Below are 17,832 nucleotides of genomic sequence, written 5' to 3' on the forward strand. Positions count from 1 at the left end.
GTTCATTCCTTTTCTCGGTAGACGCTCACCTGAACGCCGGGATTGGGGCCGTAGACCTTGCGGCCGGGCCACTGGACCATCTGCGAGTCATCGCGCCACACACCCGCATCGGTGAGTGCGTCGCACAGCGCGCGCAGAAGCTTGTCGCCGTCTGGTTTCACGGACGGGTGAGCGCGCTTGACGCTCTTGGGGCGCTCAAACACGAACTCCTGCGCGAGGACCAACGGCCCATCGAGCGGCTCGTTCAGGCCGGCGGCGACCATCGCTGCTCGCGCGGTAGCCGTCACGTGTCGTCGCCAGGGGCGCAGCTTCTTCGCGTTCGCATCCACTGCCCGACCGTTGAACACGGTCTTCGAGCCCTGAGGTACTGGCACGCCTGCAACGTGGAACGAGAGCAGTAGTTCGCGGGTCACGAGTTCACTCGCTTTCCAAAGACGCGGGCGATCCATCGGAGTCCGCGTACCGCGCTATCAAGATGACGAGCGCGAAGATCAGCACGAGCCCGGCTGCGACGCCCTGCCAGACCGGACCCAGCAGGAACCAGAACGGGGTGAAGGGGAGCGCTGCCGACATGGCGACGAGCAGACACAGGGCGCGCCAAGTGGGCCGGGTCCAATCCATGACGGCTCACAGCTCGTTCCGGTTCTGACGGGCCTGCGCGATGCGGCGGTCCTCTGAGCAATTCGGGCAATCGCAAGCGAGCAGGTCGCGGCCCGCATTACGGAGCGCTGCGAGAAGCGTTCGACGCGTTTCGGGGTCGACCTCTATCGAGGTGACGACCATCCGTAGTGAGCTGCCGACCAAGCCATCGACAAGGCCGCGCGCTTCACTGAGCAAGGAAGCGGCTTCGGCGCGATCCTCGCGAGCCTGCCGCTTGTTCCGTGCTGAGATGCGCATGAGCACTGCGTTCGTTGCAGCGAGCACGGTGAGCGCTGCTGCACCGAGGTAGATGATGGTGTCCATTGGGGTGTTTCCTTCCGAAAATGAGTGCACTGATGGGAGCCCTCCCCAGAGAGGGCGCAGAATTTGGTCTAGGAGTGTGGGCGGTTAGCTCGCGCTGCGACGCTGGCGGAATGCGTCGAGGCTGACCGGCCGGGAATCAATCTGGTGCTTACAGGGCTCGTTCTCGGCCCACTTCTTCACGCAGCCCGGTCGCAGCTTCCACGTGCCCGACTTAGTGCGCTGCTTGCCGTGCAGCTCACCCGTGCGGAGCGCGCGGCGCACCGTCTCGGGGTGACAGCCCGCGATGTGCGCTGCTTGCCCAACGGTGACCGGCGGCGAACTCATGCCGCACGCACCAGCGGGAAGAATGAGCTTGCGGGCACTTCGAGAACGTCGGCGATCGCGAGAATTTCATCGAGGTCAAACGGGGTGTCCCCGTTGAGGCGTCGGTAGATGCTGGATCGGTTCATTCCAACAGCGGCGGCCACCGCGAGGGGCTTGAGTCCCTTGCGTGCCATTGCTGCACGAATCTCGCCGACAACAATTTCGTTGGTCTGAGTGCGCTTGAATCTTTCCATGTGGAGAGATAACCACACAGGTGGGTAGATTGCAAGGTGGGTTGGAATATGTCTCAGTATCGAGTAATCTTTCCCACATGGAGAAACGCGGATCGAATGCACGCACCATTGGGCCAATGAGTCTCGCTGTCTCAGCCGAGCTTCGCGCGGAGCTGGCTCGGAAGGGATTCAATGTGCAGAGCTTTGCGCGACACTCGAACCTCCCTGTATCGACTCTGCATAAGACACTTAAGGGTCTTCGGGTCGTGGACGTCGAGGATCTATTCGCGATCTGCGAGGCTCTCGATCTCGACCCCGGAGCGCTCGTTGATCGAGCGGCAATGGAAGCTCGCCGTCGCTGGGCGAACGGGGTCTTGGTGGATTTCGAAGACGAGAATGTCGGTGGTCAGGCGGAGGATGACATTCCTCACGTTGGCGCCGTCGACCTCGACGAGCTCCGGCAAAGTGGCGTGGCGCTCGCGGCAGACGAACGAGACGGCATAGAGGCCGAACAGGAACAGTCACAAGAACTGCCATAGGAGGCGCCATGCAACGAGTGATCACCGAAGCGAAACGGCAAGGGGTGGCGCTGGCCTTCGGAACGCTCCCCCCGCCCCAGAGAGGCGCCTTCTTCGCCGACGCGAACCAGATCGTGATTAGCGACAGGCTCGATCCAATCCAGGCAGCCGAGTCAGGGGCGCACGAACTCGGACACTGTTACTTCGGTGACCGATGCAGCACGCGGGCATCCGAAGAACGCGCATGGATTTTCGCCGCGAAGATACTGATCAAGCTCGAGCCCTACATGCAGGCGGAACTTGAAGACCCCCATCCCGTGGCGATCGCAAATCACCTGCGAACAACGCGGCGAATGGTTGAGCTCTATCAGCAGCACCATCTCCATGCTCAGGCACTGGCAGCTCCGCGGAACATCTTTGGTCAGTATGAAGACGAGGACTATTTCGATGACGGCGCGCTAATGCACAGCCTCCGCAGCGGGCGCGAGTTCCGTTGCGGACTGATCGCATAACCCGAAACGCAAAAGGCCCCCGTAGTGCGGTTCCGCCGGCAAGCAAGAATCCGCACCACGAGGGCTTGAGATCGATCCACCCGAAAGGCAAAACCGATGAACAATACGATAGCTGAACGCGCCCGATCGGCGGCGCGGTAATGGCTTGGACCGAGAAGCTTGCTTCGGGCCGCTACCGGGGCGGCTACCGCATCCCGGATGGGGCGAAGCGCTACACGGGTGACACGTTCGTACACAAGACCGCGGCGCAGCGCGAAGCGGCACGGCTCGAGGCAGAGAGCAGGGATCTCGGATGGCGCGACCCGCGCGCAGCCGCGCGCACTTGGGGCGCGTGGTGCGATGAGTGGCAGAAGTCGCGACTGACGGAGAACTCGACCGCCGCACGCGAGGTGGGAGTCATCGAGAAGCACGTCCGGCCGAAGTGGGGAGAGGTCGCGCTGATCGATATCACCCGCCACGATGTGAAGGTCTGGGCGGTAGAGCTGCAGGAGGCGGGGCTTGCTCCGGCCACCGTGAAGAAACTCTGCGCCTTACTGTCGGTCTCACTGAACGGGGCGATCGACGCCGGCATCCTCACCGCGAACCCTGCGTCCAGGCTCAACCTTGGTGCGCCCGACAATCTCATTGAGCGCTACCTCACCAAGAAGGAGCAGCGCCGGTTCCTCGCAGCTCTCCCGGAAGGATCGACAGACCGTGCGCTCGCGTCTGTGCTGCTCGGGTGTGGCCTGCGATGGGGTGAAGCTGTGGCATTGCGAAGAGGGCAGCTCGACATGAAAGGTGCGAAGCTTCGTGTGCGCGATTCGTGGGACACCCGCAACCGAGTGATGAAGCCGTACCCGAAGGGCAAGAAGCGGCGAAGCGTTCCGCTCCCAACCTGGGTCGCAGACGCGGTGAAGGCCGCGTGCCCGAAAGACCCGCACGCGCTGCTGTTCAGCGTCGACGGAGAGCACCCGATCGATCTCAGTAACTGGCGACGGTTCGTGTTCACCCCGGCACTCGAAAAGGCCAAGATCGAGCCTTTCCGAATCCACGACCTCCGACACACCTACGCGTCGAACCTCATCCAGGCAGGCCTACCCATCGAGCGTGTCCGGCTCCTGCTCGGGCACGTCTCCATCATCACGACGCAGCGGTACGCACACCTCGGGAAGCTCGACGATAAAGAGGTGCTCGAGGCGCTGGTCGACCCGTCGCGCGCGAAGAAAAAACCGAAGGCGGAGAAGAGGCCGGGAGCCAAGCGCAGGGAAGAAGTTCGTGGGGCAAAGCTGGGGCATTCATCAGTCGCAATCGACCGCGAGCCTTTAAACACATCACCATCGAATGTGATCGACGGGCCTTGGAAATCGCAGATCAGGGCTTGATTTTGTCGCACGTTGTTGCAATCGCTTGCAATTTGTTGAGACTTGTGTAGTTACGCATAGTCAACTTGTAAAGCGCAGGTGGTCGGTTCGAGTCCGACAGGCGGCTCCAAATTACGTAGGCGATCTCGGCGAGCGCGACGGGTATTGCGGCGCGCGGCCGACATCGCCGTGCCCGTTTCGTTCCGCCGTGCCCCGGTAACCTCGCCGAACCCCTCTAACCTCGCCGAACCCCTTGCGAGATAGCGTTCAGGCGGGAGGGGTTCGGCGGCAGGCAAGGGGCGCGGCGGCGGGCAAGGGGCTCGGCGGCGGGCGACCAACACCAGGCAAGGGGCGCGGCGGCGGGCGACCAACACCCGGGCGAGGGCTCGGCCGCGAGCGAACACGCCGCTCGGGCGCCCCAGAGTACAGTTGGGGGAGTGTTGCAGTCGAAGTTGCCCGTGTGGGCCGCGCTCATTGGTTCCGCGCTCGCCGGGGTACTCGTTGCCGTCCAGTCGCGTATCAACGGCGGCTTGAGTCAGGAGCTCGGCAACGGCTACGTCACCGCCGCCGCGTCGTTCGGATCGGGCCTCATCGTCATGGGCATTGCAGTGCTGGTGTCGCGGCGTGCGCGCACCGGGCTGACTCGCATTCGCCGCGAGGTGCGCGCCGGGGCGCTCCCCGTTTGGACCCTCTTCGGCGGCGCCGGCGGCGCCTTCTTCGTGCTGGCGCAGGGCCTCGTCGCGCCCGTGATGGGACTCGCGCTGTTCACAGTCGGCATTGTCGCCGGTCAGGTGATCGGGGGCCTCGTGCTTGATCGAGTCGGGCTCGGGCCCGGCGGTCGCATCGATCCGACGCCCATGCGGCTCATCGGCACGACGCTGGCGATCGTGGCGGTTGCGCTGTCGGTCGGGTTCAGTGGCGTGCACGGCGTGTGGCTCATCGTGTTTCCCATCGTCATCGGCGGGTGCGTTTCGGCGCAGTCGATGGTCAACGGGCTCGTTCGGGCGGCGGCCGAGAGTGCGATCACGTCCACGTTCGTCAATTTCGTGGTGGGCACGGTGATCCTGATGGTGATGGCCGCGGTCTCAGTCGCGATTTCGGGGTGGCCGACGAACTGGCCATCGGCGCCGTATTTCTACATCGGTGGCATTATTGGCACGCTGTTCATCGCGGTCGCTGCGATGCTCGTGCGCACCGCGGGAGTCCTGCTACTCAGCATGTCGAATGTCGCGGGTCAGTTGCTTGCGGCGGTTGCGTTCGAGGCCGGAGCGCCGCTCGCGAGTGGGCTGACTCAGGGCATGATTGCCGGATCAGCGGTGGCGTTGCTCGCGGTCGTCGTAGCCGCGCTGCCCGGCAAGCGGCGCTCTGCGCAGACGCCGTAGCGGGCGCGAGCGAAACGCGTCTACCCGGGCCCGCTGAGGTGGCGCGAGACGTCGAGCGGTTTTCGCGGTTTGGCGCCGCGTTCGCGATCGCGGTCAGTGATGCCCCCGACGTGCAGCCAGCCGAGCAGGTACTCGGGCTTTTTCACGCCGAGCGCCTTGCGCACGGCCTTGCTGCGCGTGTGCGTGCCGCTCTTCCAGACCGAACCCCAACCGGATTCGTGCAGCAGTAGGCCCAAGAAGTGCGCGACACCGCTCGCCACGGCCTCCTGCTCCCAGAGGGGCACCTTGTGTGATTCGCGGGGGCTGACCACGATGACGAGGATCAACGGGGCGCGCTTCATCTTGGCGGTGAGCTTCGCCCGATCCTCACCCGATGCCTTCGCAAGCCCCTTGGCGAGCTTGCCCCGCGCCTTTCCCCGCAGTTCGATGATGCGCCAGGGGCGCAGCCGCGAGTGGTCGGAGACGCTCGCCATAGCGGCGACGTACTCTTCGAGCTCGGCGCGGCTCGGCGCTTCGTCGGTGACGCTGGAGTGCGAGCGGCGCCGCTGAAGTGCGCGGTACGCGGGGCCGCCAAATTCGCTCACTCGGTTCCAGCCGCTGCGCCCGGCGCTGCACCGGACTCGGCGCTCGGCTCTGCGCCAGCGTCGAAGCTGAGTGAGAGCGAGTTCATGCAGTAGCGGTCGCCCGTCGGCGTGCCAAAGCCGTCGGGGAAGACGTGGCCGAGGTGCGATCCGCACTGTGCGCAGCGCACTTCGGTGCGCACCATGCCGAGGCTCGAGTCTTCGAGCAGCTCGACAGCGCCGGGCCGCACGCTTTCGTAGAAGCTCGGCCAACCGCACCCCGAGTCAAACTTCGTGCCAGCGATGAACAGCTCATTACCACATGCGCGGCAGCGATACAGGCCGTCTCGGGTCTCATTGAGAAGCTCGCCGGTGCCGGCTCGTTCGGTACCCTGATTGCGAAGCACGGCGTATTCCTCGGGCGTGAGTCGCTCACGCCACTCGCTGTCACTGAGCTGGATCGGGTACGCGGCAGAATCGATTGGCTGGCTCATGACGACCTTCCGGGTTAAGAATTTGCGTGCCCAGTGTACGCCCCGTCTTAGGCCGCCCATAAGGGGCGTGTCACGCGGTGACTTGCATCATCTGATGAAAGTCGTCAGAATGTTCGACGGGTGTTGGTTAGGCTAACCTCAGTTTAGTCCGATGAGCGGGGGATCGGTACGGCGCAGCCGTGTGCTGCGCCGTACCGAGGCGTGCTCCAGAACAGAATAGGAATGCAATCTCAATGACTGCACACAGGAGTTGGCGACGCGTACTCGCCACCGCGACAGCGGGATTGATTGTCGCCAGCGGCGCTGCCCTGGCCCCCGCGGCCGCGAACGCGGCGCCCGCCGACGGCGAGGTCACCGGGGCAACACTGAGCTGGGGCGTGCGTGACTCGTTCCGCTCGTACATCACGAGCCCGATCGCCGGGGGCAAAGCGACGCTCCTCGGCACCACCACCGGCACTGGGCCCTTCATCTGGACCGGCGGCACTGGCACAGCGAATCTTGACGGCTCCGATGTCGACGTGACGTTCGGCGATTCCGACGGCGTGCACTTCCAGGGTCACGCGCACGGCGAAGACTACATTCTCGATCTCGCATTCACGCAGCCGCACATCAAGGTGACGTCGCCCACGACGGCTGAGCTGTACGTTGACGTCGACGGGCGCGAGTTCGTAGATACGACGACCGTGGGGGAGTCTTACACGCTCGATGACGTGCATTTCGCTGACGTCACGCTTCCTGATCCGACCGTCGCTGGCTCGAGCTACACCTGGACCAATGCGGCCGCGACCATGACCGCTGAAGGTCTCGACGCATTCGGCGGCTTCTACGCCGCCGGCAATGCGGGCCTCGACCCGATCACCTTTACCGCACCTGTCTCGGCCGTGCCCGCCGAGGTGGCGACCGAAACCACGACAACCATCGCCGCGAACGCAGCGACCGCCACCGAGGGCGACGACGTGAAGTTCACGGCCACGGTTGCCCCGGCATCGGCGGCTGGCACTGTCACCTTCACCAACGAGACCGCGAGCGGCAGCGCGGAGATCGCTGATGCGGTAGCCGTCGAGAATGGCGTCGCGACGCTCACTACCGACGGTTTGCCTGTCGGCGAGAATGCCGTCTCGGCGAAGTTTGTGCCCGCCGATTCTGACGCATTCGCTGCATCGACCTCGTCGAGCACCACGGTCACCGTTGCCGAGCGCAAGGTGTGGGAGCCGAAGCTGCAGGTCTTCCTGAGCGACGGTGTCACCCCTGTGGGCGATACCCGCGTATCGGCTGGCGACGAACTCGTCGTGAAGGGCTCTGGCTTCGATCCGCAGGCAAATGTCGGCGGCCGCGGTGTGCCGATCCCGAACACGCTGCCCCAGGGCACCTACGTCGTCTTTGGTGAGTTCGGTGCGAACTGGCAGCCCTCGACCGGTGCCGCCTCGACACAGCGCCTCGTCGCATCGCAGGGCTGGGTGCTGACCGAGGACACGGTCAACCAGATTTCCGCTGCATTCCAGGGCACCGTTCGTGGCCAGTGGGTTTCGCTTGACGCTGATGGCGCATTCGAGTGGACCGTGACGCTGAAGGATCGCGACGCCGCAAAGCCGGCGACCACCGACGGCAGCTACGGCGTGTTCACTTACGGTGCTGGCGGAGTCAATAACGCTGCTCAGGAGCAGGAAGAGCGCCTGAACTACGGTGCCCCGCTCGTCGCGACGACGACGACGCTCGCGGCGAGCGCCGAGAGTGCTCAGCAGGGCGACGAGGTCACGCTCACCGCTACGGTTTCGCCCGCCGATCAGGCGGGAACCGTGCAGTTCTCGGACGGCTCGACCAAGCTCGGTGAACCGGTCGCTGTCGCCAACGGCGTTGCGACGTTGACGACCACTGATCTGCCCGTCGGATCACACGACCTCTCGGCACTCTTCACTCCGACCGATAAGGAGAACGTGCTCGACTCGACCTCTCAGGCGGTCACTGTGACCATCACCGCGGCGCCCGTTCTGCCGGTCATCACGATTGACGGCGACAAGCCGGCGCAGGCGAACGTGCGTCAGGGCGAGACCTCGACCTTCACGGCGGGTCGCTTTGAAGCTGGCAACGAATTCGACGTGACTGTGCGCCCGGTCGCTCCCGAGACCCGGGCGGAATCCGCGGTCGCGCGTGCCGATGGAGCTGCAGTCACGCCGATTGGCACCGCGGTCGCGAACGAGTCGGGATCCGCTGAGATCAAGTGGGCAGTGCCCGTTGATTTCGCTCCCGGCGACTACATCGTGTCGTTCGCTGGCACGAATGTGGAGCAGAACGTCGAGGCAAGCTTCGCTGTCTCGCAGTTCGCGCGCAGCACCACGTCGCTGACCTCGTCGGCCGGTGTCGGTGGCAGCCCCGATGGCGTTGAATTCGTGGCCACTATTTCACCGGAGACCGCAACCGGTTCCGTGACGTTCACCAACAATGGCGAGACCATCGCAACCGTGCCGGTTGAGAACGGCGTCGCACGTGCGGCGACCGACCTCGCAGTCGGTGACAACGAGATCGTGGCGGCATTCACCTCGAACGACGAGACGGTTTCAGATTCGGTCTCTGACTCGCTCATCATTACGGTGACCGGCGGGGGCTCAGCCGAGGGTGGCGCGAACGGCGCGACCGAGGGTGGCGGTACTGGCGGAACCATCGGTACGGTCGTCACCGCACCGACGAGCGGAAACGTCGCAGCAGCGAACGGGCTTGCAACCACCGGTGGCGAGAGCATTGCCGGTCTGCTCGCCGGCGGAGTGCTTGCGCTGATGCTCGGCGCTGGCCTCATTGTCGCTCGCCGACGGGTGGCCGCGAACTAACACTCGCCAACGCTCGCCGAAAGGCGGGCGCGAAGTAACACCAGCAGTTGCCGGGGTCTCGCCGCGTGAGCGGCGAGACCCCGCGATCCGGCGGGGCGATGAACGCTCGCGCCGGATTTCAATTGCGCAGCAGGTCCCACATACGATTGTTTCGGCCGCTCGAATCGAGCGTGCCGCGCCAGCAAGGAGTCGTCACAGGTGTTTCGGAAGCGTTCTCGCGTAGTTCTTTCGACGATCACAACGGCGGCGCTCGCCGTCGCGGCCATGCTCGGCAGCGGCGCTGCGGCGACTGCTCAGCCGGCGGCTCTGGAGGCGCCCGCGGCTGTCGCCGCGCAGCTTCCCGCTTCGGCCGCGACGCTCGACTGGGGCGTGAAGCAGTCGTTCGTGTCGTATGTCAGCGGACAAATTGCACACGGCACGGTGACTCCGCTCGGCGCGACCGAACGTTCCGGCTCGACGTTCAGCTGGTCGTCGGGCACAGGCTCGGTCGCAGAGGATCGGGCGTCTGGCGAGCTGCAATTTGGTGCGGCCGACGGCGTGCGCTTTGTCGGGCACGACGGGCTGCTCGACACCTCGCTGACGCACCCGCGCGTTGAAATTACTTCCGCGACAACCGCCGAAATGTACGTCGACGCTGAGGGGCTTTCGTACCCCCAGGCTGTCCCGTATCACGCCGAAAACGTGCATCTCGCCAACATCTCGCTGCCCGAGCCCACAATCGAGGGCGGCGCTGTGAAATGGTCGGGCGCGTCGGCCAAGCTGACTGAGGCGGGGGAGGTCGTGTTCGCGAACTTCTACCCGGCCGGCACTGGTCTTGACCCAGTCACTCTGTCGACCGGTGACATCGGTGCTACGCCGCCCGCCCCGACCGCGACGGCGACGACGCTCACCACGTCGTCAACGAGTGTGCTGGTGGGAAAGCCCGTGACGCTTCGCGCGGGCGTGGCTCCCACTTCCGCGACTGGAACCGTTCAGTTCTTTGAGGGGGCCACCCCTCTCGGCAGTGCCGTCGCTACACAGGCGGGCGTCGCGCAGTTTGAGACGCGATTTGCGAAGTCAGGATCGCGCCAGATCACGGCGCGGTTCGTGCCGAGCGATGGCGCGGCGTATTCGGGTTCCGCTTCGGCCGCGGTCGCTGTTGCTGCGCGGGCCGTCCCCACAACCACGACGATCTCGTTTGCGCCCCCAACGGTCGCCTACAACTCGACGGCGACGGCGACCGTGAAGGTACGGGCAAGCGAGAACCTGGTGGTGCCCGCGGGCAAGGTCACGCTGAAGGTGGCGGGGAAGGCCTACTCTGCGACGCTCACCAACGGCGCCGCGACGGTCAAGCTCACAGCTCCCGTATCGGTCGGCAGCAACGCGGTTTCTGCCACGTACGTGCCGAGCAGCACGCTGGTGACCTCGACCTCAAACAAATCGACAACTCTGAAGGTAACGAAGGCGACGCCGTCAGTCACGGCCAAGCTCGCAAAGTCGAAGGTGTCGGCGCGTCAGAATGCGCAGCTCAGCGTCACCGTCAAGGTTCCCGGCACGCTCGGCGCGAAAGCGTCGAAGCTGAGCGTGCAGGTGTACGACGGCTCGAAGAAAATCAAGACGTCGACGTTGAGCACGACCGGCACGGCCAAGATCTCGGTGCCTAAACTGCGCGCCGGCGCCCACAAGCTCACCGTGAAATTTGTCAGCAGCAAGAACCTCAATGCGAAGTCCAGTGCTGCGGTGAAGCTCACAGTGACCAAGTGATTCGTGCGGCTCGCTCGCCTCATTGGACTTGCAACATCTGATGAATCGGAGCAGACTGGTGACTGGAAGTTAGGTCACCCTCACTTGGGTCACTCGGCACCTCGCGCCCCGCGCGTGGTGAAGCCCGCTCACGGAGCACCAACTCCATTCGTCGACGTCGTCTCAGTAAGGATTCTTCGTGTCTGCTCGCACTCGATTCGCCCGCACCAGCATCATCGGCGCGATGGTGATCCTGGTGGCATCCGGTGTGTTCGGCGGCGCTCAGGCGGCGCAGGCCGAGGTGGCTCAGCTTGATGCGCAAGCGGCGGAGCCGGTCGGCGGCGCCACGCTCGATTGGGGTATTCGCGAGTCGTTCCGCAACTACATCACTGGCCCGATTGCTCACGGCACCGTTGCACAGGTGGGCGCCACCACGGGCGCCGGGCCCTTCTCCTGGCGTGACGGCGTTGCCAGTGGCACCGCGGCCGCCGACGGTACCGGCCTGGAAATCGAGTTCGGCACGGGTGACGGCGTGCACTTCCTGGGGCACGCGCAGGGCGAGGACCACATCCTCGATCTGACGATGACCCATCCACGACTCACGATCTCCGAGGCCGGTTCGGCCGAGCTATACATGGACATCACGGGACGAGAGTTCATCAACACGACCACGGTCGGCGAGATGCGCACGTGGCAAGACGTGCACTTCGCCGACGTGGTGCTCACGCCACCGACGATGTCCGGCCGGGTCGCCACGTGGACGAACGCGACGGCGACGATGACCTCGGCGGGGCTCGAAGCGTTCGGTAACTTCTACTCAGCAGACAGCGCGCAGCTCGATCCGCTCACGTTCTCTGCGACGCTACCCGAGGAGCCAGAGACACCCGGCCCATTGGCGACCACCTCGGCCCTCACTGCAAAGCCGAGTTCGCCGTATGCCGGGGCTGACGTGGCGTTGACTGCGACGGTGCAGCCGGCCGAGGTCGGTGGTGCCGTGCAGTTCACCGTGGGAGGCAAGGCCCTCGGTAACCCGGTACCGGTCGAGCAGGGCGTCGCCCAGAAGACTGTGCGGGCGACCGATGCTGCGACGTATCGGTACGGTGCGGTGTTCACGCCCACCGACGCCGCCGCGTACCGCGGCTCGAAGGCGACGGCTCCCGATGTCGTGCTCTCCGAAGAGGTCACGGGCACGCAGGGCACACTGCAGTGGGGCGTCAAGAAGTCGTTCAGAAGCTACGTCGTTGGCCCGATCGCCGGGGGCTCCATCGCGCCCTCGGGAGGCGCTACGCAGTCGAAAAACAACGGCGTGTTCAGCTTCCCCCAGGCATCGCGAACCGGCTGGAACGGCACCACCGGCTCCGTGCAATACGCGGGCAACATTAACTTCAGCGGTCACCACGGACAGATGGACGTCGACCTGCGGAACCCGACTATCGTCGTGAAGAACGCGAAGTCTGCCGAGCTGCAGATCCCGTTGAACGGCAAGTCCATCGCGCTCGCCGATATCGACCTGTCGAAGGCCGAGCGCGCAACGCTCCCGGGCGGCGCAGTGAAATTCACGCACGCGACGACACAACTCACCCGCGCCGGGGCGACGCAATTTTTCGTGAACGACGTCGGCGAGGGCCCGGGCTCGTTCTACAGCGAGGGTGACGAACTCGACGAACTCACGTTCATCATCGGCACCGACAGCGGCACTCAGCCGACGCCCGATACGGGGTCGAAACCGAAACCGAAACCGAAGCCCGGTGCAAAGCCGACCGCCCCTGTGCAACCCGTCGCGACAGACAGCGCTGCCGCCGGTTCGCTGTCGTGGAGCGTCTCGAACGCTTTCGTCGCGTACACCACCTGCGCGAACAAGGAAGCGTACGGTTACTCCCACTGCGCGAAGGGCAGCATCGAGACGAACGGTGTTGGCGCGGGTTACCTCTTTCCCCAGGCCGCCAGTTCGAGCTGGGATCGCGCCAGCCAGACGGGCACAGTCGCCTACAGTGGCACGGTCGCATTCCGGGGCTACGGCATGACCATGTTCAACGTCGCGAATCCGTCCATCACGGTCACGAGCCCGACCAGCGCGACAATCGCAACCGGCAATGGCACATCATTCGGGGCTGGCAGTTATCAGCTCGACCTCGGCAGTGCCAGCAAGACGGTCGGCGCGAACGGTGAAGTCACGTGGAGCAACGTGCCCGTTCTCGGTGCACTGAGTAGCGGGGGAGCGGGCGGCAGCGGCGCGCGGCCGATCAGTCTCGACCCGCTCACGTTCACGGTCGGCGCTGAGTCTCAGGTGAGCTACGGCTCGACCGCGGCCGGTGCAGACACGAAGAAGTACACGGCCGCGAAGACTGTCCCGGCGACCACGGGCGTCACCGTGCTCACTCACGCCGACAAGCTCAAGCCGGGCGGGCGCATCGAGATCGAGGCCGCGGGCTTCGACCCCGACGACGAGGGTGTGCTGGTCGTGCTCTACTCCGATCCGATCGTGCTCGACGAGAAGGCCAGCGCTGACAAGAACGGCGTCGTACGTTGGTCGGGCAAGCTCCCCGACGATGTGACGGGCACGCACACCATCACGGTGCAGGGCAGCACCAACGCTGGCGCGGTCATCGATATCGTCGAACCGAAGCCGAAGAAATCTGCCCGATCCGCCGCAGTCGACGCGCAGTCAGCGCCCGGGCAGGTCGCGCGCGATCGCGTTACCTCCGCGGGATTCCTCCCCGCTTCGAGCGGCATGGCAGTGTGGGAGTGGTGGGTCAGCGCTGGTGGCCTCGCGGCAATTGCTGCCTGCATGACGGTGCTCACGATCCGCCAGCGTCGCACCGCGGGCTAGCTGCCCGGCTCGGCACACCCCGCTCACTTCAATCCAGCTCACTCACCCGTTCCACAATCCGCCAGGAGGCCCATCCGTGAATGCCCACTTCCGCCGCTCCGGAGCACTGCTCGGAGGAGCCGCGATCATTGGTGGGCTGCTGCTTGCGCCTTCGGCCGCGCAGGCGGGGCCTGTTCGCGCGGAGCTCGTGCGCGCAGAGGGAGAGGCCGGCGGCACCTGCGAGGTGACCGCTGGCAGCCTCGCGTGGGGCGTCAAAGAGAGTTTCCGCGCATACATCAGCGGCAGCATCGCGAATGGCTCCTGGGAGACCGGCGACGGCGCGAGCTACGAGACGCCACTGTTCACGTGGAGCGGTGCGACCGGCAGCATTGACCCCGCGACAGGTGAGGGCAGCGTCTCGTTCACCGGTAGCGTGCACTTCACGGGTCACGACGGTGTGCTCGACCTGACGCTCGCCAACCCGACGATCGAGTTCGAGGGCGACGGAAAAGCGGCGCTGCTGCTCGACGCACGCAGCACCGATATGGAGGGCGAGGTCGCACTCGACGCGAAACAGGAGTGGGTAGGCGACGTCATCGTGCCGGAGCAGCTGCCCGTCTCCGACAGTGCGTTCGCCGCTGACAAGCTGCCGACCACCCTCACGAACTCGGGAGCGAAGGCGTTTGCCGGCTTCTACGAGGGAGGTGTCGACCTCGACCCCATCGCCCTCGACGTGCAGTTTGCGAGTTGCGATGACGCCAATGGAGCCGCTGCCGGCACCGAGTCTGGCGCATCCGCCGACCCGCCGGGAGAGCCGACCACGGCTCCCAGTGACCCTGCAGCAGCGCCGGTCGAGGCGTCGCCGCAGATCCCGTGGCTGCCCATCATCATCGGTGGCGTAGCGATCCTCGTCATCGGTGTTACCGGCGGCATGCTACTTGCGGGTCGCAAGCCCCAGCAGTCATCGGAGGCCGCTCCGGGTGCTTCGGATGCTCCGAGCGCGCCGGTTGCTCCGGCTGCCGAGCCGGGCGACTCGACGCCCGAGGTGCCTGAAGCGCCTGAAGGACCTGAGGCGCCTGAGGCGCCCGGGGCGCAGCGATGATGCGCGCGCGGCGCGCTGCCGCAGCCGCCGCGGCGCTCGTCGCGGGGGTGCTCCTGCTCGCTGCGTGTGCGAGCCCCTCCGCAGGCGGCGGTGGCGCGGACGGTGGCGCGGAGGGCGACACCGCGCCATCGACCACCTCATCGGTGCCGCTTGCTGAACTCTCAACTCTGGATGATCCGAAATCGTATGAGGGGCCCTCGACTGCAGTGCTGGGGCACTCCGAAATTGAGCCCGTCGCCGATAATCCGGCGCAGAGTTTTCCCGTGACCGTGCCTTCGTACGCGAACGATGGCACGTCGACTGACGTGACAATTGAACAGACGGACAGCGTCGTCGCGGCTGACCTTGGCGGCAACATCTCGGTGACGGTCGCCGGGCTCGGGTTCGCCGACAGCCTCGTCGGAGTCGATCAGTCGACCACCCTGAAGAGCCTTGACGGCCTGCCCCGCGTCACGAGCGGCGGCCACACAGTGAACGCCGAGGCCATCATCGACCTGCACCCCGACGTCGTTATCACTGATGGCACAGTCGGCCCTCGTGACGTCATCGAACAGCTGGAAGACGTGGGCATCACGGTCGTGTTCGTGCAGAACGACCCGTCGTTCGCTGGCGCAGAAGACCTCGCGCGTCAGGTCGCCGCGATCTACGGCAGCCCCGAGGCTGGGGAGCAACTCGCTGACCGCATCGCCGACGAGGTCGCGGCGAAGACCGCCGAAATCTCCCAGATCGCACCGGCGAAACCCGCCGACAAACTGCGTATCGCGTTTGTCTACCTGCGCGGCACAGCCGGCGTCTACTATCTCTTCGGCAAGGAGTCGGGCGCCGATCAACTCATCGACGCGCTCGGCGGCATCGACGTCGCGACCGATATGGGGTGGGACGGGATGAAGCCGATGACTGATGAAGCACTCGTGAAAGCCAACCCTGATCTCATTCTCGTGATGTCTGACGGCCTCGAATCGGTCGGCGGCGTCGACGGGCTACTTGAAGAGAAGCCTGCGATCGCTGTGACGACCGCGGGAGAGCGTCGCCGATTCGTGGACATGGAAGACGGCACGGTACTCTCATTCGGGCCACGCTCGGCCGATATTCTTGACGCTCTCGCCCGTGCGGTGTACGCCCCCGAAAGTTAAGAGCACAGTGACGAACACCACCCAGAAGGCCGTCGGCCGCCGCAGCGCGGGCCGCGGGGCAATCGTCATAGTCGCTGCGGTGGTCTTGCTCGTCGTCGGAATCATTCTGTCGGCGGGGCTTGGCCAGCTGTCGATCGGCCCCACCGATGTCATTGGCTCAATACTGCGCAAGGTCGGGATCACCAACGCCTGGGCGCCGACCGACGAACTCATGGACCGCACACTGTGGCAGATTCGTTTTCCCCGAGTCATCATGTCGCTGCTCGTCGGTGCTGCACTCGCCGTCGCGGGAGCCGTGATGCAGGCAATCTTTGGCAACCCGCTCGCGGAACCGGGCGTCGTCGGCGTCTCGTCGGGCGCGGCGCTTGGCGCCTCCGCATCGATCACGCTGGGTATCACTGCGTTCGGCGGCTGGACCGTGGCAATCTTCGCCTTTCTCGGTGGGCTTGCCGCGACGTTTATTGTCTATCTGACCGCCCGCGCGCAGGGGCGCACCGAGATCGTCACGCTGCTCCTCACGGGTGTCGCAATCAACGCGTTCGCTGGTGCGGGCATGGCGCTCTTCACGTTTATCGGGGACACGTCGAGCCGCGAACAGATTGTGTTCTGGCAGCTGGGTTCGCTGAACGGCTCGCGCTGGAACGAAGTTGCGATCGTCGCGGTGGTCGGAGCGGTGGCGGCGTTCGTTGCGATCGTGCTCGCGCACCAGTACGACCTGCTCTCGCTCGGAGATCGCACCGCATCCCACCTCGGCGTGCGTGTCGAGCGGCTGCGTATTGCCTCGATTGTGCTCGTCGCGCTGCTGACTGGCGTCGGCGTCGCGTTCGTCGGTGTGATCTCGTTCGTCGGCCTGGTCGTGCCGCACCTCATGCGCATGATGCTTGGGCCAGCGCACCGGCTGTTGCTGGTGTGTTCACTGCTCGGCGGCGCCGTGCTGCTGCTCTACGCCGATCTGCTCGCGCGCACGCTCGTCGATGGTGCCGACCTGCCGATCGGCATGCTCACCTCGCTCGTCGGCGGCCCCTTCTTCTTCTGGCTGATTCGGCGCAACCGTCGCCGCTCGGGAGGCTGGGCATGACCCCCATCGATGCGTCTGCAGCCGTGCCCACCGACCGCATCGGTAACGTGGCGCAGCAGGTTACCGGTGTGAGCTATCACGTCGGTTCAGTGCCGATCCTCTCGAACGTCACGCTCGACGTGCGCTACGGCGCGGTACTCGCCCTCGTCGGGCCGAACGGCGCCGGTAAATCGACGCTGCTCAGCGTGCTCTGCGGCGATATCGTGCCGACAACCGGGTCTGTCGCGTGCGACGGTCGTGCCCTCGGCGATTGGCCCGCGCGCGAACTTGCGCGGGCGCGCGCCGTGCTGCTGCAGTCGAACCAGGTCGCGTTCTCGTTCACGGCGCAGCAGGTGATCGATATGGGCCGCGCGCCCTGGATCGGTACACCGGAGGCCGACGAAGACGAGCGAGCCATTCGTGAAGCGACGGCCGCCGCCGACGTCGGGCACCTCACCGAGCGCGGTTTTCCCCACCTCTCCGGCGGCGAAAAGGCGCGCGTGTCGCTCGCTCGCGTGCTGGCGCAAGAAACCCGCATCGTGCTGCTCGACGAACCGACCGCGGCCCTCGACCTGAAGCACCAGGAGGCGGTGCTGCAGATCGCTCGGGCACTGGCCGAACAGGGTCGCGCCGTCATAGTGGTGTTGCACGACCTGTCGCTGGCCGGGGCGTACGCCGATGAGGTCGCGATTCTCGAGCGCGGATCGCTCGTGGCGCGCGGTACTCCGGGGCAGGTGCTGACTGAGCAGCGCATCGGAGAGGTCTACGGTGCACCCGTTCGGGTGATCCCGGACCCAGACACGGGCCGGCCGATCGTCATTCCGCGTCGCACGCACTAGCGCTGTCACCGTTCTGGCAGCTCTGCCACGATAGTGTGGGGGC

At 65.4% G+C, this 17,832-nt stretch carries 18 protein-coding genes; 11 read left to right on the forward strand and 7 right to left on the reverse strand.

Annotated features, from left to right (window positions below; genetic code table 11):
- Positions 1-2 precede the first annotated feature (2 nt).
- The 5 genes from ACFWHR_RS04065 to ACFWHR_RS04085 form a co-directional block, all read right to left on the reverse strand.
- Positions 3-413: a RusA family crossover junction endodeoxyribonuclease gene (locus ACFWHR_RS04065; protein WP_382446989.1), complete on the reverse strand. Its 411-nt coding sequence runs from the start codon at positions 411-413 to the stop codon at positions 3-5.
- Between the two features lie 4 nt (positions 414-417).
- On the reverse strand, positions 418-621 hold the full coding sequence (locus ACFWHR_RS04070; RefSeq protein ID WP_382446990.1) for a hypothetical protein: 204 nt from the start codon (positions 619-621) through the stop codon (positions 418-420).
- A gap of 6 nt (positions 622-627) precedes the next feature.
- Complete coding sequence (locus ACFWHR_RS04075; protein WP_382446991.1) at positions 628-963, reverse strand: hypothetical protein; 336 nt, start codon at positions 961-963, stop codon at positions 628-630.
- A gap of 84 nt (positions 964-1,047) precedes the next feature.
- Positions 1,048-1,287: a helix-turn-helix domain-containing protein gene (locus tag ACFWHR_RS04080; protein WP_382446992.1), complete on the reverse strand. Its 240-nt coding sequence runs from the start codon at positions 1,285-1,287 to the stop codon at positions 1,048-1,050.
- Entirely contained in the window at positions 1,284-1,520 is a 237-nt protein-coding gene (locus ACFWHR_RS04085; RefSeq protein WP_382446993.1) for a helix-turn-helix domain-containing protein, read from the reverse strand. The genes ACFWHR_RS04080 and ACFWHR_RS04085 overlap by 4 nt, the downstream gene beginning before the upstream one ends.
- Positions 1,521-1,636: 116 nt before the next feature.
- Here ACFWHR_RS04085 and ACFWHR_RS04090 point away from each other — a divergent pair, with 116 nt between their 5' ends.
- From ACFWHR_RS04090 to ACFWHR_RS04105, 4 genes are all read left to right on the forward strand, one after another.
- Complete coding sequence (locus tag ACFWHR_RS04090; RefSeq protein WP_382446994.1) at positions 1,637-2,038, forward strand: helix-turn-helix domain-containing protein; 402 nt, start codon at positions 1,637-1,639, stop codon at positions 2,036-2,038.
- Between the two features lie 8 nt (positions 2,039-2,046).
- Positions 2,047-2,529, forward strand: coding sequence for an ImmA/IrrE family metallo-endopeptidase (locus ACFWHR_RS04095; protein ID WP_382446995.1), 483 nt, complete (start codon positions 2,047-2,049; stop codon positions 2,527-2,529).
- Between the two features lie 140 nt (positions 2,530-2,669).
- Positions 2,670-3,890 (forward strand): tyrosine-type recombinase/integrase, encoded by a 1,221-nt coding sequence (locus ACFWHR_RS04100; protein WP_382446996.1) that lies wholly within the window; start codon positions 2,670-2,672, stop codon positions 3,888-3,890.
- A gap of 416 nt (positions 3,891-4,306) precedes the next feature.
- Positions 4,307-5,251, forward strand: coding sequence for a DMT family transporter (locus tag ACFWHR_RS04105; protein ID WP_382446997.1), 945 nt, complete (start codon positions 4,307-4,309; stop codon positions 5,249-5,251).
- 20 nt (positions 5,252-5,271) lie between these two features.
- Here the strand turns inward: ACFWHR_RS04105 and ACFWHR_RS04110 are convergent, their stop codons facing one another.
- Together ACFWHR_RS04110 and msrB are read right to left on the reverse strand one after the other, a co-directional pair.
- On the reverse strand, positions 5,272-5,835 hold the full coding sequence (locus ACFWHR_RS04110; RefSeq protein WP_382446998.1) for a nitroreductase family protein: 564 nt from the start codon (positions 5,833-5,835) through the stop codon (positions 5,272-5,274).
- Complete coding sequence (msrB, locus tag ACFWHR_RS04115; RefSeq protein WP_382446999.1) at positions 5,832-6,305, reverse strand: peptide-methionine (R)-S-oxide reductase MsrB; 474 nt, start codon at positions 6,303-6,305, stop codon at positions 5,832-5,834. Before msrB ends, ACFWHR_RS04110 begins: the two co-directional genes overlap by 4 nt.
- A 233-nt stretch (positions 6,306-6,538) precedes the next feature.
- Here msrB and ACFWHR_RS04120 point away from each other — a divergent pair, with 233 nt between their 5' ends.
- The 7 genes from ACFWHR_RS04120 to ACFWHR_RS04150 all read left to right on the forward strand — a co-directional run bounded on the left by ACFWHR_RS04120 (position 6,539) and on the right by ACFWHR_RS04150 (position 17,789).
- Positions 6,539-9,127, forward strand: coding sequence for an HtaA domain-containing protein (locus ACFWHR_RS04120; protein ID WP_382447000.1), 2,589 nt, complete (start codon positions 6,539-6,541; stop codon positions 9,125-9,127).
- Between the two features lie 198 nt (positions 9,128-9,325).
- Entirely contained in the window at positions 9,326-10,870 is a 1,545-nt protein-coding gene (locus ACFWHR_RS04125) for an HtaA domain-containing protein (RefSeq protein ID WP_382447001.1), read from the forward strand.
- 178 nt (positions 10,871-11,048) lie between these two features.
- Positions 11,049-13,679: an HtaA domain-containing protein gene (locus ACFWHR_RS04130; RefSeq protein WP_382447002.1), complete on the forward strand. Its 2,631-nt coding sequence runs from the start codon at positions 11,049-11,051 to the stop codon at positions 13,677-13,679.
- A gap of 76 nt (positions 13,680-13,755) precedes the next feature.
- Entirely contained in the window at positions 13,756-14,760 is a 1,005-nt protein-coding gene (locus ACFWHR_RS04135) for an HtaA domain-containing protein (protein WP_382447003.1), read from the forward strand.
- Complete coding sequence (locus tag ACFWHR_RS04140; protein WP_382447004.1) at positions 14,757-15,893, forward strand: hemin ABC transporter substrate-binding protein; 1,137 nt, start codon at positions 14,757-14,759, stop codon at positions 15,891-15,893. The genes ACFWHR_RS04135 and ACFWHR_RS04140 overlap by 4 nt, the downstream gene beginning before the upstream one ends.
- Positions 15,894-15,900: 7 nt before the next feature.
- Positions 15,901-16,971, forward strand: a complete 1,071-nt coding sequence (locus tag ACFWHR_RS04145) for a FecCD family ABC transporter permease (protein WP_382447005.1) — start codon at positions 15,901-15,903, stop codon at positions 16,969-16,971.
- The gene (locus ACFWHR_RS04150) at positions 16,968-17,789 is read left to right on the forward strand and encodes a heme ABC transporter ATP-binding protein (protein ID WP_382447006.1); all 822 of its coding nucleotides are present in this window, start codon (positions 16,968-16,970) and stop codon (positions 17,787-17,789) included. Before ACFWHR_RS04145 ends, ACFWHR_RS04150 begins: the two co-directional genes overlap by 4 nt.
- The last annotated feature ends 43 nt before the right edge of the window (positions 17,790-17,832 follow it).

Origin of the sequence: Leucobacter sp. NPDC058333 (assembly GCF_042726155.1) — a bacterium.
Classification (GTDB): domain Bacteria; phylum Actinomycetota; class Actinomycetes; order Actinomycetales; family Microbacteriaceae; genus Leucobacter.

Coding starts and splice junctions, on each gene's coding strand:
- ACFWHR_RS04070 (WP_382446990.1), bottom strand. CDS start 621: ATGGATTGGACCCGGCCCACTTGGCGCGCCCTGTGTCTGCTCGTCGCC.
- ACFWHR_RS04075 (WP_382446991.1), bottom strand. CDS start 963: ATGGACACCATCATCTACCTCGGTGCAGCAGCGCTCACCGTGCTCGCT.
- ACFWHR_RS04080 (WP_382446992.1), bottom strand. CDS start 1,287: ATGAGTTCGCCGCCGGTCACCGTTGGGCAAGCAGCGCACATCGCGGGC.
- ACFWHR_RS04085 (WP_382446993.1), bottom strand. CDS start 1,520: ATGGAAAGATTCAAGCGCACTCAGACCAACGAAATTGTTGTCGGCGAG.
- ACFWHR_RS04090 (WP_382446994.1), top strand. CDS start 1,637: ATGAGTCTCGCTGTCTCAGCCGAGCTTCGCGCGGAGCTGGCTCGGAAG.
- ACFWHR_RS04095 (WP_382446995.1), top strand. CDS start 2,047: ATGCAACGAGTGATCACCGAAGCGAAACGGCAAGGGGTGGCGCTGGCC.
- ACFWHR_RS04100 (WP_382446996.1), top strand. CDS start 2,670: ATGGCTTGGACCGAGAAGCTTGCTTCGGGCCGCTACCGGGGCGGCTAC.
- msrB (WP_382446999.1), bottom strand. CDS start 6,305: ATGAGCCAGCCAATCGATTCTGCCGCGTACCCGATCCAGCTCAGTGAC.
- ACFWHR_RS04120 (WP_382447000.1), top strand. CDS start 6,539: ATGACTGCACACAGGAGTTGGCGACGCGTACTCGCCACCGCGACAGCG.
- ACFWHR_RS04140 (WP_382447004.1), top strand. CDS start 14,757: ATGATGCGCGCGCGGCGCGCTGCCGCAGCCGCCGCGGCGCTCGTCGCG.
- ACFWHR_RS04150 (WP_382447006.1), top strand. CDS start 16,968: ATGACCCCCATCGATGCGTCTGCAGCCGTGCCCACCGACCGCATCGGT.